The organism is Kitasatospora sp. NPDC053057, from assembly GCF_044546945.1.
In the GTDB taxonomy this organism is placed as follows: Bacteria; Actinomycetota; Actinomycetes; order Streptomycetales; family Streptomycetaceae; genus Kitasatospora.
Map to the genome: position 1 here is coordinate 362,613 of NZ_JBITZP010000002.1, position 22,153 is coordinate 384,765.

General features: G+C 74.8%; 14 protein-coding genes and 4 tRNA genes. 14 read left to right on the forward strand and 4 right to left on the reverse strand.

Annotated elements, in window-relative coordinates; genetic code table 11:
- Positions 1-30: 30 nt before the first annotated feature.
- The 7 genes from ACIG5E_RS04260 to ACIG5E_RS04290 all read left to right on the forward strand — a co-directional run bounded on the left by ACIG5E_RS04260 (position 31) and on the right by ACIG5E_RS04290 (position 7,950).
- A complete protein-coding gene (locus ACIG5E_RS04260; RefSeq protein ID WP_396531357.1) occupies positions 31-2,019 on the forward strand; it encodes a S1C family serine protease in 1,989 nt (662 codons plus the stop codon).
- Positions 2,020-2,082: 63 nt separating this feature from the next.
- A tRNA-Ser gene (locus ACIG5E_RS04265) sits at positions 2,083-2,170 on the forward strand.
- A 129-nt stretch (positions 2,171-2,299) separates the two neighbouring features.
- Positions 2,300-3,127: a MerR family transcriptional regulator gene (locus ACIG5E_RS04270; protein ID WP_396531359.1), complete on the forward strand. Its 828-nt coding sequence runs from the start codon at positions 2,300-2,302 to the stop codon at positions 3,125-3,127.
- Between the two features lie 47 nt (positions 3,128-3,174).
- Positions 3,175-4,398 (forward strand): MFS transporter, encoded by a 1,224-nt coding sequence (locus ACIG5E_RS04275; RefSeq protein WP_396531360.1) that lies wholly within the window; start codon positions 3,175-3,177, stop codon positions 4,396-4,398.
- A gap of 174 nt (positions 4,399-4,572) precedes the next feature.
- Positions 4,573-5,937 carry an FAD-binding oxidoreductase gene (locus ACIG5E_RS04280; RefSeq protein ID WP_396531361.1) on the forward strand — a complete coding sequence of 455 codons (1,365 nt, stop codon included), beginning with the start codon at positions 4,573-4,575 and terminating at the stop codon, positions 5,935-5,937.
- A 467-nt stretch (positions 5,938-6,404) separates the two neighbouring features.
- Positions 6,405-6,734, forward strand: coding sequence for a hypothetical protein (locus ACIG5E_RS04285; RefSeq protein ID WP_396531362.1), 330 nt, complete (start codon positions 6,405-6,407; stop codon positions 6,732-6,734).
- A 439-nt stretch (positions 6,735-7,173) separates the two neighbouring features.
- Positions 7,174-7,950: a pyridoxal 5'-phosphate synthase gene (locus tag ACIG5E_RS04290; protein WP_396531364.1), complete on the forward strand. Its 777-nt coding sequence runs from the start codon at positions 7,174-7,176 to the stop codon at positions 7,948-7,950.
- Positions 7,951-7,970: 20 nt separating this feature from the next.
- Here ACIG5E_RS04290 and ACIG5E_RS04295 read toward each other — a convergent pair whose 3' ends face one another.
- Complete coding sequence (locus tag ACIG5E_RS04295) at positions 7,971-9,062, reverse strand: EamA family transporter (RefSeq protein ID WP_396531365.1); 1,092 nt, start codon at positions 9,060-9,062, stop codon at positions 7,971-7,973.
- Positions 9,063-9,214: 152 nt separating this feature from the next.
- Between ACIG5E_RS04295 and ACIG5E_RS04300 the strand changes: the two genes are divergently transcribed.
- From ACIG5E_RS04300 to ACIG5E_RS04310, 3 genes are all read left to right on the forward strand, one after another.
- Positions 9,215-10,087 (forward strand): DUF1906 domain-containing protein, encoded by an 873-nt coding sequence (locus tag ACIG5E_RS04300; RefSeq protein WP_396531366.1) that lies wholly within the window; start codon positions 9,215-9,217, stop codon positions 10,085-10,087.
- A gap of 45 nt (positions 10,088-10,132) precedes the next feature.
- The gene (locus tag ACIG5E_RS04305; RefSeq protein ID WP_396531367.1) at positions 10,133-11,311 is read left to right on the forward strand and encodes a hypothetical protein; all 1,179 of its coding nucleotides are present in this window, start codon (positions 10,133-10,135) and stop codon (positions 11,309-11,311) included.
- A 175-nt stretch (positions 11,312-11,486) separates the two neighbouring features.
- Positions 11,487-13,148 (forward strand): long-chain fatty acid--CoA ligase, encoded by a 1,662-nt coding sequence (locus tag ACIG5E_RS04310; RefSeq protein WP_396531368.1) that lies wholly within the window; start codon positions 11,487-11,489, stop codon positions 13,146-13,148.
- A gap of 59 nt (positions 13,149-13,207) precedes the next feature.
- On the opposite strand, the gene ACIG5E_RS04315 is transcribed toward ACIG5E_RS04310, so the two are convergent.
- Complete coding sequence (locus tag ACIG5E_RS04315; protein ID WP_396531369.1) at positions 13,208-16,657, reverse strand: PAS domain-containing protein; 3,450 nt, start codon at positions 16,655-16,657, stop codon at positions 13,208-13,210.
- A 178-nt stretch (positions 16,658-16,835) separates the two neighbouring features.
- Between ACIG5E_RS04315 and ACIG5E_RS04320 the strand changes: the two genes are divergently transcribed.
- The 3 genes from ACIG5E_RS04320 (at position 16,836) to ACIG5E_RS04330 (ending at position 17,273) form a co-directional block, all read left to right on the forward strand.
- Positions 16,836-16,926, forward strand: a tRNA-Ser gene (locus tag ACIG5E_RS04320).
- A gap of 164 nt (positions 16,927-17,090) precedes the next feature.
- Positions 17,091-17,166: transfer RNA gene (locus ACIG5E_RS04325), tRNA-Arg, on the forward strand.
- A 31-nt stretch (positions 17,167-17,197) separates the two neighbouring features.
- A tRNA-Arg gene (locus ACIG5E_RS04330) sits at positions 17,198-17,273 on the forward strand.
- A gap of 69 nt (positions 17,274-17,342) precedes the next feature.
- Here the strand turns inward: ACIG5E_RS04330 and ACIG5E_RS04335 are convergent.
- Together ACIG5E_RS04335 and ACIG5E_RS04340 are read right to left on the reverse strand one after the other, a co-directional pair.
- Positions 17,343-18,545 carry a globin domain-containing protein gene (locus tag ACIG5E_RS04335; RefSeq protein WP_396531370.1) on the reverse strand — a complete coding sequence of 401 codons (1,203 nt, stop codon included), beginning with the start codon at positions 18,543-18,545 and terminating at the stop codon, positions 17,343-17,345.
- A 14-nt stretch (positions 18,546-18,559) separates the two neighbouring features.
- The gene (locus tag ACIG5E_RS04340) at positions 18,560-18,970 is read right to left on the reverse strand and encodes a globin domain-containing protein (RefSeq protein ID WP_396531455.1); all 411 of its coding nucleotides are present in this window, start codon (positions 18,968-18,970) and stop codon (positions 18,560-18,562) included.
- Positions 18,971-19,314: 344 nt separating this feature from the next.
- Between ACIG5E_RS04340 and ACIG5E_RS04345 the strand changes: the two genes are divergently transcribed.
- Positions 19,315-22,149, forward strand: a complete 2,835-nt coding sequence (locus ACIG5E_RS04345; RefSeq protein ID WP_396531371.1) for an Ig-like domain-containing protein — start codon at positions 19,315-19,317, stop codon at positions 22,147-22,149.
- Positions 22,150-22,153 lie beyond the last annotated feature (4 nt).

Here is a 22,153-nt window from a genome sequence, read left to right on the forward strand (position 1 = left end):
CCTTGGTTCTGTCAGCTATGGAGGTCGTCCGTGAGCACCGAGCGCGAGGTTGGGCCCGCCGGGCCGCAGGGGGAGCAGCCCGCCGGGGCCCAGGAGGCGGCAGGCGCCGCTTCCGACGGCACCGCTCAGGGCGGCCACAAGCCGACCATGGCGTTCAGCCGGGTCCCGGAGCCAGCGGCCGAGCCGGTTGTCGAGTCGGTTGTCGAGCCGTCGGCGGCGGACGCGGCTCCGGCCGACGGTGCTCCGGCGGCCGACAGCGGGCACAAGCCGACCATGGCGTTCAGCCGGGTCCCGGAGCCGGCAGCCGAGCCGGTTGTCGAGTCGGTTGTCGAGCCGTCGGTGGCGGACGCGGCCGAGACCGCTCCGGCCGAGGGCGTTCCGGCCGAGGGCGTTCCGGCCGAGGGCGGGTACAAGCCCACCGTCGCCTTCACCAAGGTCCCCGCGCCGGAGGCCCCGGCCGCGCCCGCCGTCGAGGAGCCGGCCGTCGACCCGGTCACCGGCTACATCGACGCCCCGCCGCCGGTCCTGCCGCCCGCGCCGCCCGTCGTACCCGCCCCGGCTGCGGCCGTGGCCCCGGCCGCGCAGGCCGTTGTTCCGGCCGCGCCCGCCGTGCCGCCCGGCACCAACCCGTACGCGACCCCGACCCACGGCGTGCCCGCCGCCGGTGCCCAGGAGCCCTACGGCGCTCCGGCCGCCAACGCGCAGGAGCCGTACGGCGCTCCGGACGCCAGCGGGCCCGCCGCGCCCGGCCACCACCCCTTCGGCGCCGGCCAGCCGCTCGGCGGCTGGGGCGGCCACGACGCCACCTCCGGCGGCCCGGGCCACCCCGGCGGCCCGAACGGTCCGCTCGGCTACCCGGCCGACTACCCCGGCAGCCCGGCCGGCCCCGGCGGTCCACGCAAGAAGCGTGGCGGCCTGGTGGCCCTGCTCGCGGCCGTCGCGCTGGTCGCCGGTGTCGCGGGCGGCGCGATCGGTGTGGTCGCCACCGACCACAACAACAGCAGCAGCTCCGTGGACGACCACCGCAGCACCACCGTCCAGGCCAGCAACACCCAGAAGAACGAGCCCGCCCCCGGCTCGATCGCGAGCATCGCGCAGAAGGCGCTGCCCAGCGTCGTCACCATCAAGGCGCAGGGCTCCCAGGAGTCGGGCACCGGCACCGGCTTCGTCTTCGACACCGAGGGCCACATCCTCACCAACAACCACGTGGTCGCGCCGACCCTCAACGGCGGCAAACTGACCGTCAAGTTCGCCGACGGCACGTCCTACAGCGCCTCGGTGCTGGGCCACGCCGAGGGCTACGACGTCGCCGTGGTCAAGATCGACAACCCGCCGAAGGCCAAGCTGGCGCCGCTGGCCCTGGCCGACTCCGACAAGGTCAACGTCGGCGACGCCACGATCGCGATCGGCGCGCCGTACGGCCTGGAGTCCACCGTCACCAGCGGCATCGTCAGCGCCAAGGACCGCCCGGTCGCCTCCGGCGACGAGACCGGCTCGCAGGCCTCGTACATGAACGCCCTGCAGACCGACGCCTCGATCAACCCCGGCAACTCCGGCGGCCCGCTGCTCGACTCCAGCGGCGCGGTGATCGGCATCAACTCGGCGATCCAGTCCAACGCCTCCGCCAACGGCCGGGCCGGCAGCATCGGCCTGGGCTTCGCCATCCCGATCAACCAGGCCAAGTGGGTCGCGGACACCCTGATCAAGACCGGCAAGCCGGTCTACGCCAAGCTCGACGTGCTGCGCAACGACGACTACAAGGGCGACGGCGCGCAGATCCAGACCCGCGACATCCAGGGTCAGCCGGCCGTCACCCCCGGCGGCGCGGCCGACAAGGCCGGCCTCAAGCCGGGCGACGTCATCACCAAGCTCGGCGGTGCACCGATCGAGAACGGCCCCGCCCTGGTCAGCCGGATCTGGACGCACAAGCCCGGCGAGACCGTGGACGTCGAGTACACCCGCAACGGCCAGACCATGACCACCAAGGTCACGCTCGGCCAGCGGGACGGTGACCAGTAGCCCTCGGGCGCGCGGAATCGTGTGCGCCGAAACCCGCCGGACCCGTTAGGCTGACCTCCGCCTGGAGAGCTGCCCGAGCGGCCTAAGGGAACAGTCTTGAAAACTGTCGTGGCGTGACCCGTCACCGTGGGTTCGAATCCCACGCTCTCCGCTGGTAGGAGAACCACCTGCTCAGGGCGGGTGCCGACATCGAGTCGGCACCCGCCCTCGGTGTTTTCCGGGGGATTCCGGCGGCCGGGGTTGACCCTGACACCGTGGGAGGCCGTGGAGTGGAAGCACCATGTTGAACATCGGAGACTTCGCCAGCCACGGCCGGGTGTCGGTGCGGATGCTGCGCCACTACGACGCGATCGGACTGCTCAGGCCCGCCCGGGTCGATCCGGTCACCGGGTACCGCTCCTACGAGGCGGGCCAACTCGCCCGGCTGAACCGGGTGATCGCGCTCAAGGAGCTCGGCTTCACGCTGCAGCAGGTGCGGGCCGTCCTGGACGAACAGCCGGACGCCGCCGAACTGCGCGGGATGCTGCGGCTGCGGCGGGCCCAACTCGCCGCGGCGATCGCCGCGGACGAGCAGCGGCTGGCCCGGGTGGAGGCGAGGCTCCGGACGATCGAGAGTGAGGGGAACATGTCCGAGCACGATGTCGTGATGAAGCCCGTGCCGTCCGTCCGGGTGGCCCAACTGACCGGTGTGGCGGCGAGTTACCAGCCCGAGGACATCACGCCGGTGATCGTCCCGCTGTTCGCGGAGCTGTGCCGCCGGGTCGCCGAGGCCGGGATCGAGGAGGTCGGCCCGTCCGTCGCCCGCTACGAGGACGCGCCGGAGGGCGACGGCTCGGTGCTCATCCGGGCCGCCGTCCAGGTCGCGCACTCGGTGCCGGGTGGCCGGGACGACTTCGAGGTGGTCGACCTGCCGCCGATCGAGGAGGCGGCGACCATCGTCCACCGCGGCTCGATGGACGCGGCGATGGGCAGCCTCCAGGCGCTCGCCCGCTTCATCGACGAGAACGGCTACCGCTCGGCCGGCTACGCCCGCGAGCGCTACCTGGAGACCCCGGACGACGTGTCCGGCTGGGTCGTCGAGCTCCAGGAGCCGGTGGTCCGCCGGTAGTCGGCGCCTTGCCCTCGACCTGGTCGAGGGCCCTAGCGTCGCCCGCCATGACCACCACCGCGCTGCCCCGCCCGTACCTGCCCCGGCCGTACCTGCTCTGGCTGACCGGAGCCCAGGCCGGGCTGCTGGGTGACGCCGCGTTGGGCTTCGCCCTCGGCTGGGCCGCCTCCGGGTACGGGGGCGGCGCGGCCGGGCTGGTGCTCACGGCGATCACCGTTCCGCGCACCGCGCTCGTCCTGCTGGGCGGCGCGGTCGCGGACCGGTTCGGCGCCCGCCGGGTGATGCTCGCCGGGGACGCGGTGATGTTGGCCGCGACCGTCGCCCTGGCGCTCGCGGTGGCCGGGGGCCGGGGCGCGCCGCTGTGGCTGCTGGTCGCGGCGGCGGCCGTGATCGGGACGGTCGACGCGTTCTACCTGCCGGCGAGCGGCTCGATGCCGCGCCGGCTGGTGCCCGCCGACCGGCTGCCCCGGGCGCTCGCGCTGCGGCAGGCCGGCGGGCAGAGCGCGGTGCTGCTCGGGGCGCCGCTGGGCGGCCTGCTGGTCGCCGCGGGCGGGCTCGCGGGCGCGGCGGCGGCGGACGCGCTGAGCTTCGGGGTCGTCCTGCTGGTGCTGCTGCGGGTCCGGCCGGAGGGGGAGCGGACCGGTCCGGTCGGGCCCGCTTCCGCTGCCCGGGCCGGGCTGCTGGGGGAGGCGGCGGCCGGTGTCAGGCTCGCCCTGGGCGACCCGCTGCTGCGGGCCGCGCTGCTGCTCACCGGCGCCGCCGCCGGGGCGCTGCTGCCCGTGGTGTCGCTGCTCGGGCCGCTGCTGGCCCGGGCACACGGCTGGGCGGCGGGGACGGCCGGGCTGGTGACCGGCGGCCAGGCGGCCGGGGTGCTCGCGGTGGCGGCGCTGGTCGCCTGGCGCGGCGGGCTGCCCCGGGCGGGTGTCGGGGCGGCGGCGGGGCTGTGCACGGCCTCGGTGGGCATCGTGCTGCTGGCCCTGTCCGCGGGCCCGGTGGGGGCGGTGACCGGCAGCACGGTGACGGGGGTCGGCTCCGGGCTGTTCGCCTGCCACCTCGGCCCGCTGGTGCTCGGCGGTGCTCCGGCGTCCCATCTGTCGCGGGTCCAGGCGATGCTGACGCTGGTGCAGAGCCTCGCGTTGGTGCTGTCCATCGGCCTGCTCGGCCTGCTGGCGGACGCGACGGGCGCCACCCTGCCCACCCTCCTCTGCGCCCTCGTCACCGCCGCCGCCGGCCTCGCGGCCCTCGCCACCCCGGCCCTCCGGCGCGCCTGACCGTGTCGTGCCCACCCTGCGGCGCTCGCCCGGCCCGGCCCGTTCGTCTGCTGCCCACCTCCTCCCCGCCTCGCCCGCCGGGCGCCCACCCGGCCCCGAGGCCCACTTGCCCACCCCCAGCCCTCCGGGCAGAGTGCGGAGGTGGAGGCGGCGCGGCGGCGAGCGGAGGCGGCGATGAGTGATCTGACGGACCGACTGGCGCGGGGCCTCCCGGCGGGGGCGGTGGTGGTGGATCCGGACGTGACCGCCGCCTACAGCCATGACATGGCGGGCTTCTGCGCCGCCGGTGCGCCCGCCGTGGTGGTGTTCCCGGAGACGGTCGAGCAGGTGCAGCACGTGCTGCGCACCGCCACCGAGCTGAGGGTGCCGGTGGTGCCGCAGGGGGCCCGGACGGGGCTGTCGGGGGCGGCGAACGCCGTCGACGGGTGCATCGTGCTGTCGCTGGTGAAGCTGAACCGGATCCTGGAGATCGACCCGGTGAACCGGGTCGCGGTCGTCGAGCCGGGCGTGGTGAATGCCGAACTGTCGCGTGCGGTCGAGGAGTTGGGTCTTTGCTACCCGCCGGACCCGTCCAGCTGGGAGTCCTGCACGATCGGCGGCAACATCGGCACCGGCGCGGGTGGCCTGTGCTGCGTGAAGTACGGCGTCACCAGCGAGTACGTGCTCGGGCTGGACGTGGTGCTGGCGGACGGGCGGCTGCTCTCCACCGGCCGCCGGACGGCCAAGGGGGTGGCCGGGTACGACCTGACCCGGCTGCTGGTCGGCTCGGAGGGGACGCTCGGGGTGGTGGTGCGGGCGGTGCTGTCGCTGCGGCCCCTGCCGGCTCCGCAGCTGGCGCTGGCGGCGGAGTTCCCGAGCGCGGACACGGCCGGCGCGGCGGTCTGCGCGGTGATGGCGGCCGGGCTGACCCCGTCGCTGATGGAGCTGATGGACGCGGTTTCCGTCCGGGCGGTCAATGAGCTGGCGCAGATGGGGCTGCCCGAGTCGACCCAGGCGCTGCTGCTGGTGGCCTTCGACGGGCCGGACCGGGAGGCCGGGTTGGCGCGGGTCGCGGAGCTGTGCCGGGAGGCGGGGGCGACCGAGGTGGTGCCGGCCGAAGATCAGGCGGAGTCGGACCTGCTGCTGGCGGCCCGGCGGCTGGCGCTGCCCGCGCTGGACCGGCTGGGGACGACGATGATCGACGACGTGGCGGTGCCGCGTTCCCGGCTGGCCGAGATGCTCAACGGCGTCGCGGGGATCGCGGAGCGGCACGCGCTGACCATCGGGGTGGTCAGCCACGCCGGGGACGGCAACACCCACCCGATCGTGATCTTCGACGCCTCGGACCGGGAGCAGACGGCCCGCGCCCAGCGCTCCTTCGACGAGATCATGGCGCTCGGGCTGGAGTTGGGCGGCACGATCACCGGGGAGCACGGGGTGGGGCTGCTCAAGCGGGACTGGCTGGCCCGCGAGCTGGGGCCGGTCGCGCTGGACCTGCAGCGGCAGCTGAAGGCGGTCTTCGACCCGCTGGGAATCCTCAACCCGGGCAAGATGGTCTGATTTTCGGAACGGGCGGACTCCCCCTGCCCGGGCCCTGCGCCGGCCGCAGTTTCGGTACGACTTTCCGACGGTCTGCGAATGGCTGAAAAGTCGATATGGAAGGGTGGCCGAACCTTTCGGGGGCGTGCTCCATAGCGGCCTGCGCCGGGGTGGTGCGCCCGGTGGTTCGCGTGACGTCGAAGCGCCGTTTCCCGGCGACCGCCGAACGGCCGTCATTCGGGCGAACTCCCAGGTCAGTGGCGGTGTGTCGGCGCGCTGTCCGGTTCGGTGCCCGTTATGCGCGACCTCGGTGGATATCACGCTAACGGGCGAAAACTGACCCGTCAGCTAGTGCTTTGTCGATTTGTTGCGTAAGTCTGTCTCCCGGCGTCGCAGCCCGCAGGTGTTCGTCTGGCCGGCGAACCCCCGCACTCCATGCATGACCAATGCACGACCAATGCACGATTAACAGCTTCTTGGAGGCTCATATGGCTCGCATCAACACCCGCCGGGTGCCAGGGTTCCTGCTCGCCGCCCCGCTGGCGGCGGGTCTGCTGCTGGCGGGTGCCGGGGCCGCTGCCGCCGACAACGGCGCGGGTGCCGCGGGCGGTTCCAACGCCGGCGTGGTGTCCAACACCGGGACCGGCAACGTGTTCGGCGGGGTCGACGGCAACTACGTCTCCAACCAGCAGACGGCCACCGGTTCCGGTGCCTCGAACCAGAACAACACCCTCGCGGCGAAGGACAACGCGGGCAACATCCTGGCCGGCCAGGGCAACAAGAACGTCAACGTCATCTTCTCCCCGGTCTTCGGCTGACCCCTCGGGCACCACCGCCGGCGGGGGCGCCGGAGGTGGACGGCCGCGGGTGAGCTGAGCACCCGTGGAGGGGTTGGAACCGGTCTCCGGACGGGACTCCCGTCCGGGTGCGGACCGGAGAGATCGGACGAGAGCTTTGACCGGCCAGCGGAAAGGGTCGCCGCGAAACCGGCCTCGTGGGCGGTGCCGCCATCGGCACCGCCCACGAGTGTGTCCGGCGCCGGTCCGTACGAGCTTGGTCCGTACGAGCCCGGTCCGTACGAGCCCGGTCCCAACGCGAGCCCGCGCGAGCGGCCCGGATCCGCCCACCGAGGGCCCGCGCCCGGAGCCGTCGGTCCACGGCGGTACGGTTGCGCTCCGACAGCGCCTTACGCGCCCGGGCCCGGAACGGACGGCCCGGCCGGGGCGGCGACCGCGGCAACCGGAAGGAAGGTGCGCGATGGCGGCGGAGGACGAGGGCCTGACCGGTCCGGACGGGGCCAGGCCCGCACCGGAGCCGCAGGCGGACGCGTGCCCGGCACCGCTGGACGAGCGCCGGCCCGAGCCCAGGTCGGTCCCCGAACTGCTGCTCGGCCGCCCGCCGATGGCCCGCCCGCTGCCCTCCTTCGATCCCGCGGCCGCCCCCGTCGAGCCCGGCCCGCTGTTCGTGGACTGGCTCGCCACCGCGCTGGACGCCGGTGTGCTGGACCCGCAGGCCTTCACCCTCTCCACGGTCGACGCCGACGGCATGCCGGACGCCCGGGTGCTGGTGCTGCGCGACGTGGACGCGGCCGGCACCGGCTGGAACTTCTCCGCCGCCGCCGACAGCCCCAAGGGTCGCCAGCTCGCCCACCACCCGGCCGCCGCGCTGACCGTCTACTGGCCGCAGCTGGGCCGCCAGGTGCGGGTCCGCGGCAGTGTCGAGCGGGCCGCGGACCTGGTCGCCGCCGCCGAGTTCGCCACTCGCTCGCCCGCCGCCCGGATCGGCGCGCTGGTCGGCCGGCAGAGCGAGCCGCTGGGCGCGCTGGAGGAGTACGACGAGGCGGTGGCGGTCGCCCGCCGCCGGCTGGAGGCCACCCCGGACGCCGTCGCGCCCGGCCATGCGGTCTACACCCTGTGGGCGCACGAGGTGGAGTTCTGGCAGGGCGACGCCCAGCGCCGGCACGTCCGGCTGCGCTACACCCGCACCGGCCCGGTCCGCACCCCGGAGTGGTCCCGCACCCTGCTCTGGCCGTAACGCCGTAACGCCGTACGCCGTCAGCGCCGCCCGGCCAGCGTGGCCCCCACGCTGGCCGCGACCACGCAGCCGATCCCGGCCAGCTGAGCCGCGCCCAGCAGCTGGCCGAGCACCACCAGCCCGACCAGTGCGCTGACCGCCGGTTCCAGGCTGACCAGCACGCTGAACACCCGCTGCGGCATCCGGCGCAGCGCCGTCATCTCCAGCGCGTACGGGAGCACCGGCAGCAGCACCGCCACCCCGGCCACCGAGGCGAGCAGCACCAGCGGTGAGGCGCCGGGGGCGGTCAGCCCGTCCCAGGCCTCGCCGAACCCGAACGGCGCGAGGACCAGCGCGCCGACCGTCATCGACACGGCCAGGCCCTGGAAGCCGTGGAAGGTGGCGCCGACCTTGTCGGTGAACAGGATGTACACCGAGTAGCAGGCGGCCGCGCCGAAGGCGTAGAGCAGGCCGACCGGGTCGAGCGAGCCGCCGCCGTCCCCTTCACCGAGGAGGGTCAGCAGGACGACGCCGGCCGCGGCGAGCAGCGCCCAGAGCAGGTGGCTGGCGCGCCGGGCGAAGACCAGGGCGACCGCGAGCGGGCCGAGGAACTCGATGGTGGCGGCGGTGCCCATCGGCAGCCGGTCGACCGCCCCGGCGAACAGGTAGGTCATTCCGGCGGAGGCGACGCCCAGCAGGGCGGCCGCGGCGAGGTCGCGCGGGCGCTTGTCGCGCAGCCTGGGCCGGGTGACGGCGAGCAGGATGGCCGCGGCGAAGCCCAGCCGCAGGAAGGTGGTGCCGCTGACCCCGAGCGGGCCGAACAGCGGCTTGGACAGGGCGATGCCGGTCTGCACCAGGAACATCGCGACCAGACACAGAAGCGGCGCCGGGATCCTCCCCCAGCCTTCGGCCGGGGGGACCCCCATCGGACGCCGCTTGACCTTGCCGAACCGGCCGGTGGACCGGCCGGGGTGGACCCCGGGGGGCGCCGCGGAGCCGGGCTCCCCACCTCGTCGCCAGCTGCCCCGCTCGCCGGCAGGCTCGCCCTTGGGGGCGGGCGGCATGGCAAGGGCCTCGGCGACGGCGGCAGCCGAGGTGGGGGCAGCGGTTTCGCTGGTACGGGAGGTGGGCATGCTAGTGAGTTTGCCGTAAGGAGTGATGAGCGGGCAAGCTCGTTACAAATATCAGGACGGATACGGACGGGTGCGCCCGAAAGGGTGGACTCGCGCGGGGCCTGCGGCGTGGTTGACCTGTTCGTCCGATGGTCCGTCAGTATCAAGGCCGGGTGCGCTATCTCCGCCCGGCGGCCCTCCTCGCCGCCTCCCTCGTGCTCCTGTTGGCCATCGACGGGACGGGCGTGAGCGCCGAAGCCTCCGCCCCGGCCGCCGTCGCCGTCCCACGCATCCGCGCCCTCACCCTCCCCGACCGGATCGGCCCGCCCCGGATCCGCGACGACTGGAGCGGTCCCGCCTTCGACTCCTGCTCCGCGCCCGCGCCCGAGACCCTGCGGGCCTGGCGCGCCGCCTCCCCGTACGGGGCGGTCGGCATCTACGTCAGCGGCTCCCAGCGCGGCTGCACCCAGCCCCGGCTGAGCGCGGACTGGGTCCGCCAGGCGCGGGCGATGGGCTGGCGCTTCCTGCCGGTGCACGTCGGCCTGCAGGCGCCGTGCGCCGACCCCAGCCGCAAGCCCAAGCGGATCGACCCGGCCAGGGCCGCCGAGCAGGGCCGGGACGAGGCCGACGAGGCCGTGCACGCGATGCGCTCGCTCGGCCTCGGCAAGGGCAGCCCGGTCTACCTGGACATCGAGGCCTATCCGATGCGCGAGGCCGCCTGCGGCCAGGCCGTGGTCGACTTCACCCTCGGCTGGACCCAGGCCCTGCACTCGGCGGGCTACCGCTCCGGCTTCTACTCCAGCCTCGAATCCGGCGTCTCCGACCTGGCCGCCGCCGCCCGGGCCGGCAGCTCCCCGCTGCCCGACGCCCTCTGGTACGCCCGCTGGGACGACCAGGCCGACACCGCCGGCTCCGGCCCGCTCACCCCCGACCTCTGGCCCTTCCACCAGCGCGTCCACCAGTACCGCGGCAACGCTCAGGAGACCTACGCCGGCGAGACTCTGGCGATCGACCGGAATCACGTCGACGGACCGACCGCAGGCTGACCGTCCGTCGATAGGGTGGCCGCTCACCGGGCACGAGGGGGCGGCATGACGAACGGCCAGGAACACCGGGGTGCGGCCGGGTACGGTGGCGGCACCCCGCAGCCGAACCCGTACGCCCAGCCGAACCCGTACGACCGGCCGAACCCCTACGCCCAGCCGGTCCCGCCACAGCAGCAACGGCAGTCGCAGTCGCAGCCGCCCCCGTACGCCGCCCCGCCGCAGCCCGTCGGCGGCCTCCCCGGCCCGCTGCCGCGCCGCAACCGCCTGGTCGTGCTGCTCCAGTTCCTCCTGCAGTGGATCTACGCCCCGCTCTGGATCCTCGGTCTGGTGGTCGTCTTCGCGGCCATCATCGCGGCCGCGATCTTCTCCAACTACGGCGGTGACGGCCCCAGTTCCGACGGCTGGCTGAGGGTCAACCGCAGCTTCATCCCGCCGCGCCGCCTGCGGGCCGAACTCACCGGCCGCCCCGAGGACTGGGAGCGCTACGTCACCCCGGTGCTCAGGCGCCGCATCGCCGCCGCCGAGGCGAGCCACGCGGCCGGCGGCGGTCAGGTGCAGGTCGACCTCGGCCGCGAGGTGTCGGCCGAACTCGCCGTGCGCCTCTACCGGGGCCTCGGTGCGGAGGGCGTGGTGCGGGTCGCCGAGCGGTTCGGCTGGCAGGGGGCGCCGTCCGGCACCGACGCCGGGCGGGTCCGGCTGGTCCGCCGCTTCCCCGCCCCGGCCACCTTGAGCGCCCCCTCCCCGCAGGATCCGCCGGCCGCCCCCGGCACCCCGTGGGGCCCGCAGCCGGGCCGCTTCGCGCCGCTGCTGCCCGTGATCTTCCTGCTCCAGATCGTCTACGTCCCGGTGTACGGCCTGCTCACCTTCTGGGTGGACCGCCCCGAGCCCGACTACTGGGAGCGCTGGGGCGCCCGCTGGACGGTCGGCCCGCGCGCCTTCCGCGCCGAGTTCACCGGCAGCCCGGCCGCCTGGGAGCGCCACGTCCGCCGCATCCTCAAGCGCGAGTCCACCCGCGAACTCGGCCGCAGCGCGGACAGTTACGGCCGGCTGATCGCCCCGGACGGCACCTTCCTGCGCCGCATCCAGCTCCACCGTGCCACCTACCGCGGCGCCGGCGCCCACCAGGCCCTGCGCATCGCCGCGGAACAGGGCTGGATGCTCGACCCGGCCTTCGCCCCGGATCCGGCCAACTCGCTGCGCCTCTGCCGTCCCGACCACCGCTGAGCCACGCCGCGTCGGCACCGGGGAGGAAACGGGGCGGATCCGTGATCCGTGCAACGGTGCGGGGATGCTGACAGCGGGTGGACGGAAACGGCACAATCGGGCACGTCCGCGCGTATTACCGCCCGGTAGGTGTGCCGCAGGAGCGCCACCAGTGCCGCCAGGTCGAGGAGGACCCGTGTTCAGCACGATGCAGGACGTACCGCTCACCGTCGCCCGGATCCTCGAGCACGGGTCCACGGTCCACGCTCGGTCGACCGTCACCACCTGGGACGTCACCGGGCCGGTCGTGCGGACCTACGCCGAGGTGGGCGCCCGCGCCGCGCAGCTGGCGCACGCGCTGCGCGACGAGCTCGGGGTGACGGGGGACGACCGCGTCGCGACCCTGATGTGGAACAACGACTTCCACCTGGAGGCGTACCTCGCCGTCCCCTCGATGGGGGCCGTGCTGCACACCCTGAACCTGCGGCTGCCCGCCCAGCAGCTGTCCTTCATCGTCAACCACGCCGCCGACCGCGTGGTCATCGTCAACGGCAGCGTCCTGCCGCTGCTCGCCGCCGTGCTGCCGGACCTCGCTCCCACGCTGAAGCACATCGTGGTGGCCGGCCCCGGCGACCGCTCGCTGCTGGCCGGCTTCGCGGGCGGCGTGCACGACTACGACGAGCTGATCGCCGACCGGCCCACCGACTACCCCTGGCAGCGCGACATAGACGAGCGCCAGGCCGCCGTGCTCTGCTACACCTCGGGCACCACCGGCGACCCGAAGGGCGTGCTCTACAGCCACCGTTCGATCTACCTGCACTGCATGCAGGTCAACACCGGTGACAACTTCGCCTTCACCCCGCGCGACACCGCCCTGCCGGTGGTCCCGATGTTCCACGTGAACGCCTGGGGCATCCCGCACGCCGCCTTCATGTCCGGCGCCAACCTGCTCATGCCGGATCGTTTCCTCCAGCCCAAGCCGATGGCCGAGATGATCGCCGCCGTCCGCCCCACCGTCAGCGCCGCCGTCCCGACCATCTGGAGCGGCCTGCTGGACGAGCTGGACGCCGGCGACTACGACACCTCCAGCCTGCGCATGGTGGTCATCGGCGGCAGTGCCTGCCCGCCCTCGCTGATGAAGGCCTACGACGAGCGCCACGGCATCCGGGTGCTGCACGCCTGGGGCATGACCGAGACCTCCCCGCTCGGCTCCTTCGCCCAGCCGCCGGGCGGCCTCACCACCGAGGAGGAGTGGCCGTACCGGATCACCCAGGGCCTCTTCCCGGCCTCGGTCGAGGCCCGGCTGATCGGCCCGGGCGGCGAGCGGATGCCGCACGACGGCGTCGCGGCCGGCGAGCTGGAGGTGCGCGGCCCGTGGATCGCCGCGGCCTACTACGGCGGCGCCGGACAGGACCCGGTCCGCCCGGACGACAAGTTCTCCGAGGACGGCTGGCTGCGCACCGGCGACGTGGGCACCATCACCGCCGACGGCTACCTGACCCTCACCGACCGGGCCAAGGACGTCATCAAGTCGGGCGGCGAGTGGATCTCCTCCGTCGAGCTGGAGAACGCCCTGATGGGCCACCCCGAGGTGGCCGAGGCCGCCGTCGTCGCGGTGCCGGACGAGAAGTGGGGCGAGCGCCCGCTGGCCACCGTCGTGCTGCGCCCGGGCGCGATCGCCGGGCTGCGCGAGCTGCGGTCGTTCCTGGCCGAGCGGATCGCCTCCTGGCAGCTGCCGGAGCGCTGGGCGATCGTCGAGTCGGTCCCGAAGACCTCGGTCGGCAAGTTCGACAAGAAGGTGATCCGGGCCAGCTACGCGGCCGACGAGCTGGACGTCACCACGCTCGGCAAGGAGTAGGACGGCAGGAGGGCCGGCCCCCGCGTGGAACGGGGGCCGGCCCTCCGCCGTGTCCGGGCTCAGCCCGCGGCGGCGACGCCCGCCTCGCCCATCGCGCCGATCCGTCCGAGCAGGTCGACGATCCGGGACTGGACGTCCTCGCTGGTCGAGCGCTCGGCGAGGAAGAGCACCGTCTCGCCGGTGCGCAGCCGGGGCAGCTCGCGCGGGTCGAGGTCCACCGAGGTGTAGACCACGAGCGGGGTGCGGTGCAGCCGGTCGTTGGCGCGCAGCCAGTCCAGCAGGCCGACCCGGCGGCGGCGGATCTGGAACAGGTCCATCACCACCAGGTTGGGCTGGACGCTGCTGGCCCGGGCGACCGCGTCGTTCTCGTCCACCGCGTGCTCGACGTGCATGCCGCGCCGCTCCAGGCTGCTGATCATCGCGGCGGCGATGTCCGGGTCGCCCTCGACCAGCAGCACCCGCGGGGCGTGGTGCTCGCCGTCGCGCGGTGCGAGGGCGCGCAGCAGCACGGCCGGGTCGGCGCCGTACGCGGCGTCCCGGGTGGCCTGGCCGAGACCGGCGGTGACCAGCACCGGGATCCGGCTGTTGAGTGCCGCGGTGCGCAGCGACTGCAGCGCGGTGCGGGTGATCGGGCTGGTCAGCGGGTCGACGAAGAGCGCCGCCGGGAAGCCGGCCACCTGGGCGTCCACCTCCTCGCGGGAGCGGACGATCACCGGGAGGTAGCCGCGCGACTGGAGGGCCTGGCCGGTGGCCGGGTCGGGCTCGGGCCAGACCAGCAGCCGGCGGGTGTTGGCCAGCTCGCCGGACGCGGGCTGCGGCCGCTCGGGGTCGGGGCGGTCGCCCCCGGCGGCCGGCAGTTCGGCCATCGGGCGCGGTGCGACCGGTGCCGGCGGCTGCGCCGGGAGGGCGGGCACCGGCGGGGTGCCGACCGGCGCGACGACCGGGCGCGGCGGGGCGAGCTCGGCCAGGCCGCTGCCGACCGGTCGCGGGCCGCTCTGCTCCTCGGCGGCGGGCAGCGCGGGCCGGGCGGGCTCCAGCGCGCCGCCGGGCTGCGGGGCGGGGGCTCCGGCCGGGGCGTCCGCGGCGGGCCCGGGCGGTACGGAGAGCCGGCGGCGGCGGCCGGTCGGTGCGGCGGCGGGCTCGGCCGGGGCGGGCGCCGGACCGGCGGGCAGGGCGTGTTCCAGGCCGGGGTACACCGGGGCGTCCCCCATGCCGGGCAGCGCGAAGCCGCCCGAGGAGTCCTCGGCGGAGGGCAGGGCGCGGCGTCGGCGCGGCTTGGCCTCGGCGCCGTCCTCGGCGGGGGCGCCGCCGGGCTGCGCTGCGGCGTCGGCCGGCGCGGGGCCGAGCGCGAGCGGCTCACGACCGGCGGGCCGGACCTGCTGCGGGCGCCCGCCCTCGACGGGCACGGCGTAGGCGGGGCCGGAGCGGCCGTCGTCCTTGCCCCACGGATCGCTCTGCGCCGCCTCCGCGGCGGCCTGGCCGCCGCGGCCGTACGCGGGGTCGTTCCCGGTGCCGTTCCACTGCTCGGGGACGGCCCGCTCCACCCGGGCGGGGGCGTTCGGCCACTGGTCGGCGGGGTCGGCCGGGGAGGTGGCGGCCTCGGGGGCCGGGGTCTCGGCAGCGGGCCGGCCGCGGCGCCCGCGACGCTCGGCCGGGGGCTCCTCGGCGGGTGCCTGCTCGGCTCCGGGGGCCGGACGGCCGGACTGCTCGTCGCCCGGGCCGTCGGGTCCGCTCGATCCGGCCGGGGTGCCGGGGGCGGCCGGGATGCTCCCGGTGTCCTCGGCGGCGCCGGCGCTGCTGGGCAGCTGCGGGATGCCCGGCAGCTCGGGCAGGACGGCGCTGTCGCTCTCCTTGGGCCGGTCCGAGCGGCCCTCGGCGGACGCGCGTTCGGCGGCGGCCTTCGCGGCGACCGGGTCCAGCGGCAGCTCGACCACGTACGTGGTCCCGGCCTTGCCGGGCAGCTCGTGCGGCTGGAGCACGCCGCCGTGGCGCTCGACCACCGCGCGGGCTATCGGCAGGTGGACGGGGCTGCCGCCGACGCCGGGGCCGCGGATCTCGACCCGGGCGACCTCGCCGCGCTGGGCGGCGGCCAGGACGACGGTCGGCGGTTCGGCGGGCGTGGCCGGGGCGGGCGAATTGCCGAGCCCGGGCGCGGCCAGTCCGGGGACGGCCAGGCCGGGGGAGGCGGCGGCGGGGGCGTCCAGCGAGAGGCCGGTGCCGCTGACGTCGGCGACCAGGTGGGCCAGCGCCTGGGCGAGCCGCCGCTCGTCGGCGATCACCTCGACCGCGGCGGCGTGCACCGAGAAGCGCACCCGGCCCGGGCCGACCAGCTCGCCGGCCTCCTCGACGGCCCGGCGGACCACCTTGTCCAGGCCGACCGGCACCTGCTGTGCGGCCTTGCGCCCGGTCTTGCCCTCCTTGCCGTCCTTCGCGTCCTTGCCCTCGGCCGGTCCGTTCTCGCCGGCCTCGCAGCGCTGGTGTTCGAGCACCCCGTCGATCAGCTTCCCGAACCGGCGGCACTCGTCGGCGAGCCGGCGCAGGGTCCAGTTGGCCTCGGGCCAGAGCTGCCCGGCCGGGTCGGCGGCGAGCCGGTCCAGCCGCTGGTTCAGCGCGCTCAGCGCGCCGCCGAGCTCGCTCTCCAGGACGGCGGTGAGGTGCTCGTTGCGGGCGACCAGGGCGAGTTCGCGGCTGCGGTCGGTGAAGGTCATCACCGCGCCGACCAGCTGGTCGCCGTCCCGGACCGGGGCGGTGGTGAGGTCGACGGTGACCGGGCGGCCGTCCTTGCGCCACAGCACGGTGCCGCGCACCCGGTGCTTGCGCCCGGAGGTCAGGGTGTCCAGCAGAGCGGACTCCTCCAGCGCCAGCGGGGTGCCGTCGGCCCGGGAGTGCTGGATCAGCGGGTGCAGCTCGCGCCCGCCCAGCTCGCTCGCCCGGTACTCCAGGATGTGCGCGGCGGCCGGGTTGACCAGGACACAGCGTCCTTCGAGGTCCACGCCGAGCACGCCCTCGGCGGCGGCCCGCAGGATCATCTCGGTCTGCTTGTGCTGGCGGCGCAGCTCGGCCTCGACGCCCAGGCGCCCGGAGAGGTCGCGGACCAGCAGCAGGAGCAGGTCGGAGGACGAGGAGGCGCGGGGGCCGTCGCGGTAGGGGTCGTACGGGGAGCGCCCGTAGCCGTCGCCGCCGTCGGTGGCGAAGTCGTTGCCGGAGACCTCGACCGGGAAGGTCGTGCCGTCGGTGCGGTGGGCGGTCATCCGGACCGGGCGGTCGAGGGCGTCGCCGTCACGGGTGGCCGGGCGCATCGAGCCGGGGATGCGGCTGGGGTCGAACTCGGGCAGCAGGCCGAGCACGCCCATGCCGACCAGCGAGGTGCCCGGCGCCTGCAGCGCCTGGACCGCCGCGCTGTTGGCGTCCACGACGGTGCCGTTGCTGTTCACCAGCAACAACGCGTCGGGCAGGGCGTCGAGTATGGCGTCGAGGCGAGCAGCGCCTCGGATCGGCCTGCTGCTCACGTCGACAGGTCTCCTCGGCTCAGGGCAGCTCCTCCGGAGTCGGCAGTATCTCATTCTTCTTTGCGGCGGGGACGACCCGCCTAGTAACGTTGGCGGTGGTTGGTGCCGAGCCCCACGGTTGTGGCATCATCACTGACACACGGAACGGGTCCGCTTCGCGCGGATGCGGTCCATGTGGGGAGGCTTCGCCTAGTCCGGTCTATGGCGCCGCACTGCTAATGCGGTTTCGGGGTTATTCCTGATCGAGGGTTCAAATCCCTCAGCCTCCGCAGCCGGGAGCCCCGTCGACGATCTTGTCGGCGGGGCTCTTCCGCATGTCCGGGGCGTGATCATCGGCCAGCCCGGAGGGGTCGGATCAATCGATTTCGTCCTACGTCGCAGGTCATGTAATGTTGTCCACGCAACGCCCCGAGGACAACGTTCCCCAGGGCGAGCGCTCATAGCTCAACGGATAGAGCACTTGACTACGGATCAAGAGGTTGCAGGTTCGAATCCTGCTGAGCGCACCAAACTCCGCAAGATCGGGTTCGCCCGTTCCTTGCGCTCATAGCTCAACGGATAGAGCACTTGACTACGGATCAAGAGGTTGCAGGTTCGAATCCTGCTGAGCGCACCAGCGAGAAGCCCCCGGCCACCGGCCGGGGGCTTCTCCGTTTTCCCCGTACCGACCCGTCCGTGACGCAGGTCACCCAAGGTCGGTCCGGTTGATCCACGGCACGTCCCGGTGGTCCAGGAACCAGTCCGAGCTGGTCAACGGCCGGGCCCGGTTGAAGGTCACCGGCGCCGGGTCGTGACGGACCAGCCCGGGGGCGGCGCCCAGGGCGTGGAGCAGTCCGGCGAGTTCGGCGACCAGCTCCGGCGGGCCGGAGAGGTGGACCTCCCAGCCGGTGAAGTCGCCGTGCCCGAGCAGCGTCTCCCGCAGCAGCGCGGTGGTCCCGCCCGGCCCCGCGGGGTGGCCGGGGGTGGCCGTCAGCACCCGCAGCCGGGGATTGCGGGCCAGCAGCCGCCGCACGGTGTCCAGGTCGTACTGCCCGGCCGCCGAGCGGGCCGCCAGCAGCACGGTGGCCTCCCGCCCAGGCTGCTCGGCGGTGAGCTGCTCCAGCAGCGCCTTGGTCTGCCCCCAGCCGCTGCCCGCGGCGACCAGCAGCAGCGGCCGGTCCGATGCGGGGGCGAGCACGGCCTCGCCGAGCGGCGGCCCGAGCCGCAGCAGCTCGCCGGGCATCACGTCCTCCACCAGGACGGGGCTCAACAGCCCGCCGGGTACCCGCCGTACGTGCAGCTCCAGGCTGCCGTCCGGGCGCGGCGCGTTGGCGAGTGAGTACGGCCGCCAGACCCGGGGCGTCCGAGGGCTGCTGAGGGTGACGTACTGGCCGGCCGCGAAGGGGTACGGGCGCATCGGGGCGAGGGTGAGCACGACCAGGTCGGACGCGGCTCGGCGGCGGGCGGCGACCTCGGCCTCCCACCAGGCCGGGTGGTGCTCCGGGAGGTCGTCGGCGGCCTCGGTCATGATCCGGGCGATCACGGTGTAGGCCTCGGTCCAGGCCTTCTCGGTCTCCGGCGTCCAGGAGTGGCCGGAGCACTGCCGCAGCGCGGCGATCAGGCTGGCCCCGACGGCCGGATAGTGCTCGGGCGCGGCCTGGAACTTGCGGTGGTCGCGCCCGAGCGCCCGCAGGTACTCGGTGAGCCGGCCGGGCTCGTCCAGCCGCAGCACGATCCGGGTGAGCGCGGCGAACAGCCGGTCGCGCTGCTCGTGCAGCTGGGCGGGGAAGAGCGACCGCAGCCCGGGATTGTGGCTGAACAGGTGGGCGTAGAAGAAGGTGGTCAGGTGGTCGGCCCGGCGTTCGACGACGGCGAAGCTGGCGCGGATGACCGCGGGGTCGAAGGCCACCGGACCACTCCCGGCTAGGCCGACCGGGCTTCGGTGAGCGCCGCGCCCATGGTGTCGCTGACCACCGTGTAGACGGCGGTCCAGGCGGCCTCGGCCTCCGGGGTCCACTCGTCGCCGGCGTAGTGGGCCAGGGTGGCGAGCAGGCTCGCGCCGACGGCCGGGAAGTGCTCCACCAGCGCGCCGTACCGGGCGTGCCGCGCGCCGAGGTCGCGGAGCAGGCCGAGCACGGTGTCGGCGTCCTCCAGGTGGATGACGAGTGCGCCGAGGGCGGCGAACAGCCGGTCCTGCTGCTCGTCCAGGTGTTCGGCGAAGAGGCCGCGGACACCGGGAGCGTGCTCGAACAGGTGCCGGTAGAAGTATCCGGCGACGGCGGGGCCGTGGGGCTCTACGGCCGCGAAACTGCGCTTGACGAGCACGGGGTCCATAGTCACGGTGCCCGACTCTACTGAGCCGGCGGGTAATTCGAACAGAGCCAGTCGACGAATGGTCAGATGCCGGACGCCGGCGCCTGCCGATCCGGCCGGAATTCCCGCTTCTCGGCCATTCGGGTGGTCCGGCTGTTCGGGTGGGATCCATTGCCTCCTCATGGCTGAAATGCAGTCGTTTCGGGTGTCTCCCGTCCTGCTGTCCGGATGACTGCCGAACGGGTGGGACGCGGCCAAGGGCACAGGTGTCGCGGTATGACCGGCCCGGGATCGTGATTCCGTTTTGTCCGATCTTGTGCCCAGACTGCCCGCCACCCCGGCAGTCGACCGTGAAGGAGAGCCGGATGAGCCGACGGTTTCCCCGCACAACCGCCGCCCTGGCCGTCCTCACGGTCGGGGCGCTGACCGGTTGGAACGCCCCGTTCTCGGTCGCACAGCAGTCCCCTGACGCCTGGTCGGCGCAGCGCCGGGCGGTGCTGCCGTCCGGGCTCGCCGTGCAGTTCGACTTCACCGCCGCGCCGGACACGGGTGTCAGCGCCGAGTCGGGCCGACTGGCCGGTCGTTCCGGAGGGGGGCATTCCGCAGTGGTGTACGCGGACGGAATGCGCCCCGGCGACGCTGCCCAGTCCTTCGGCATCGCCCCCGACCATCCGCAGACGGACGGTTCCTGGCGCGCCGTCGGAACCCTCCGGCTGAGTTTCTCCCGGCCGGTCCGCAATCCCCGGCTGCACCTCAGCGGGCTGGCCGCGGTGGCCACCGGTGAATCCGGCACCACCAGCACCGCGGCCCGGCTGACCCTCACCGGCGGCTCGCCCGCCGCCCCCGCCCTGGTCGCCCGCACCGACTGGCCCGGCTGGAAGGTCGACGGCAACTCCCTCGCCCCCAGCGGAAGTGACGGCTCCTCCGACGGCGCGGCCGGCTCAGCCGCCGAGGGCACCCTGGAACTCGCCGGGACGGTCCGCACCGCGGAGTTCCGGGTCGAGCAGCGCTCCACCGCCCGCGACGGGAGCAGCGCCGCCCCGCCCGCGCTGCGCCAGGCCTTCACCGTCACCGTGGACGAGGACCTCGGCACCGCGCCGCAGGCGTACGGCAACGCCTCGCACGTGGTCTCCGACCTCTTCCTGGGCACCGACGCCGCCACCCCGTCCCGCCGGGCCCGGCCCCGGCCCGGCGGCTCCGCGGGCGCCGGGCCGATGGTCGAGCTCGACCACGGCGCCGTGTGGCGCGGCAACCCCTTCGCGAGCCCCGCCACCAGCCCGCCGCCGCCCGGACTCCAGCCCGGCCGCGGCGAGTACCAGGGTGCCGACCCGGCGATCGGCTTCCCTGGCGAGGCAGCGATCGGCCACTACTACCGGCTCACCGTCCCGGTCGCGGTCGGCGACCAGCCCGCGACCCTGGCCGGCTGGATCGACTTCGACCACAGCGGCCGGTTCGACCCCGCCGACCGGGTCCAGACCGAGATCCCGGCCGGTGCCGACTCCGCGACCCTGGAGTGGACCGTGCCGTCCGGCGCAGCCTCCGGCGAGACCTGGGCCCGGCTGCGGATCGGCCGCGACACCGGCCAGCTCGTCCCCTCCGGCGGTTTCGCAGACTCGGGGCAGGTCTCCGACCAGCGGATCAAGCTGACCGTCGGCGCCGCGCGGCCCGAGATCGCCGAGCCGGTCGACGGCACCGTACTGGCCGACGCCCGCCCGAAGATCCGCGGCGAGGGCGCGGTCCCGGGCGCCTCGGTGGAGGTCCGGGACGGCGACAGCACGCTCTGCAAGACCAAGGTCGGGCGCGGCGGCGACTGGTCCTGCCGCCCCGGCAGCGCGCTCGCGGCCGGGGCGCACGGCTTCACCCCGGTGGAGACCACCAGCGGGGGCGTGGTGCTGCGCGGCGAGGCCGTCAGGGTCACCGTGAAGACCAGCCCGCCGGCCGCGCCCGTGCTCAGCCTCCCCGCCTACACCAACGACCCGGGGCTGCAGCTCGCCGGCACCGGCGAGGTGGGCAGCACCGTCTCGGTGGCCGACCAGTCCACCTCCTCCGACCTGTGCAGCAGTTCCGTCCGGCCGGACGGCGCGTGGTCCTGCCTGCCGGTCGAGAACCTGGCGGACGGCAGCCACCGGCTCACCCCGGTCGCGGTCGACGCGGCGGGGAACCGTACGGCGGGGCAGCCGGTCGCGCTGGTGGTGGACACCGTGCCGCCGGACAAGCCGGTGCTCGGCTCGCCGGCCCCGGGGGAGGTGCTGCGGGTCAGTCGGCCGAAGCTCGCCGGGCGGGCCGAACCGGGGTCGAACGTGCTGGTCACGGCCGGTGCGGGGGCGGGCGCCCGTACGGTGCTGTGCGGGGCGACGGCGGCGCTGAACGGGAGTTGGAGCTGCACCGCCAACCGGGACCTGGCGGACGGGGAGCAGTGGCTGACCGTCACGGCGACCGACCGGGCGGGGAACGGGACTTCGGCGGACCCGGTGCGGGTGCGGGTGGCGGCGGCGCCGACTCCGACGGCGCCCGGTCCGAGTGCCGCGGGCTCCCCGAGCGCTTCGGTTTCACCGGCGGCCGGTCCGGCCGTACCGGCCCCTTCAACGCCCGCTTCCACGCAGTCGGTTGGGCCTGGCGCGAGTGCGACTTCGAGTGCGACTCCGAGTGCGAGTCCGACTGCGAGTCCGACTGCGGGTGAGACGGCGTCGGTGGCGTCCTCGCCGAGACCCTCCGGCTCGACCGAGGCCCCGGAGTTCCGGCCCGTCCCGCCGGGGCTGCTGCCGATCACCGTCCCGCCGGTGGTTCCGGTGGTGCCGTTCGTACCCGCGACCCCAGCCGTTTCGACCTCCCCTGCCGCCCCGACGGCCTCGGCCCGTCCGACGGTCCCGTCCGTGTCCGCCGTCTCCGCCCCGTGGCCGCGTAGCGCCGTTCCGCCCCCGGGCGCCGCCTCTGCCACCGGTTCCACCGCGGCTCCCGCCCCGCAGGGCGGCCGCCCCGGCTGGTCGGCCGAGCCCCTGTCGGCCGCCGACCAGGGCCGACGCGGGGCGAGCGGTGCCAGTGGCCGGCCGCTGCCCGCGCCGCCGGTCGAGGGGGCGGCGGCCGGGCGGCCCCGGGAGGCTCGGCACGGCCTGCTCGCCGGGGTGTTGCTGGTGCTCGCCGGAATCGGGCTGATCACCCGCCGGGTGTTCGCCCGTGGATCCGGTGCCCGACGGCGCTGACCTG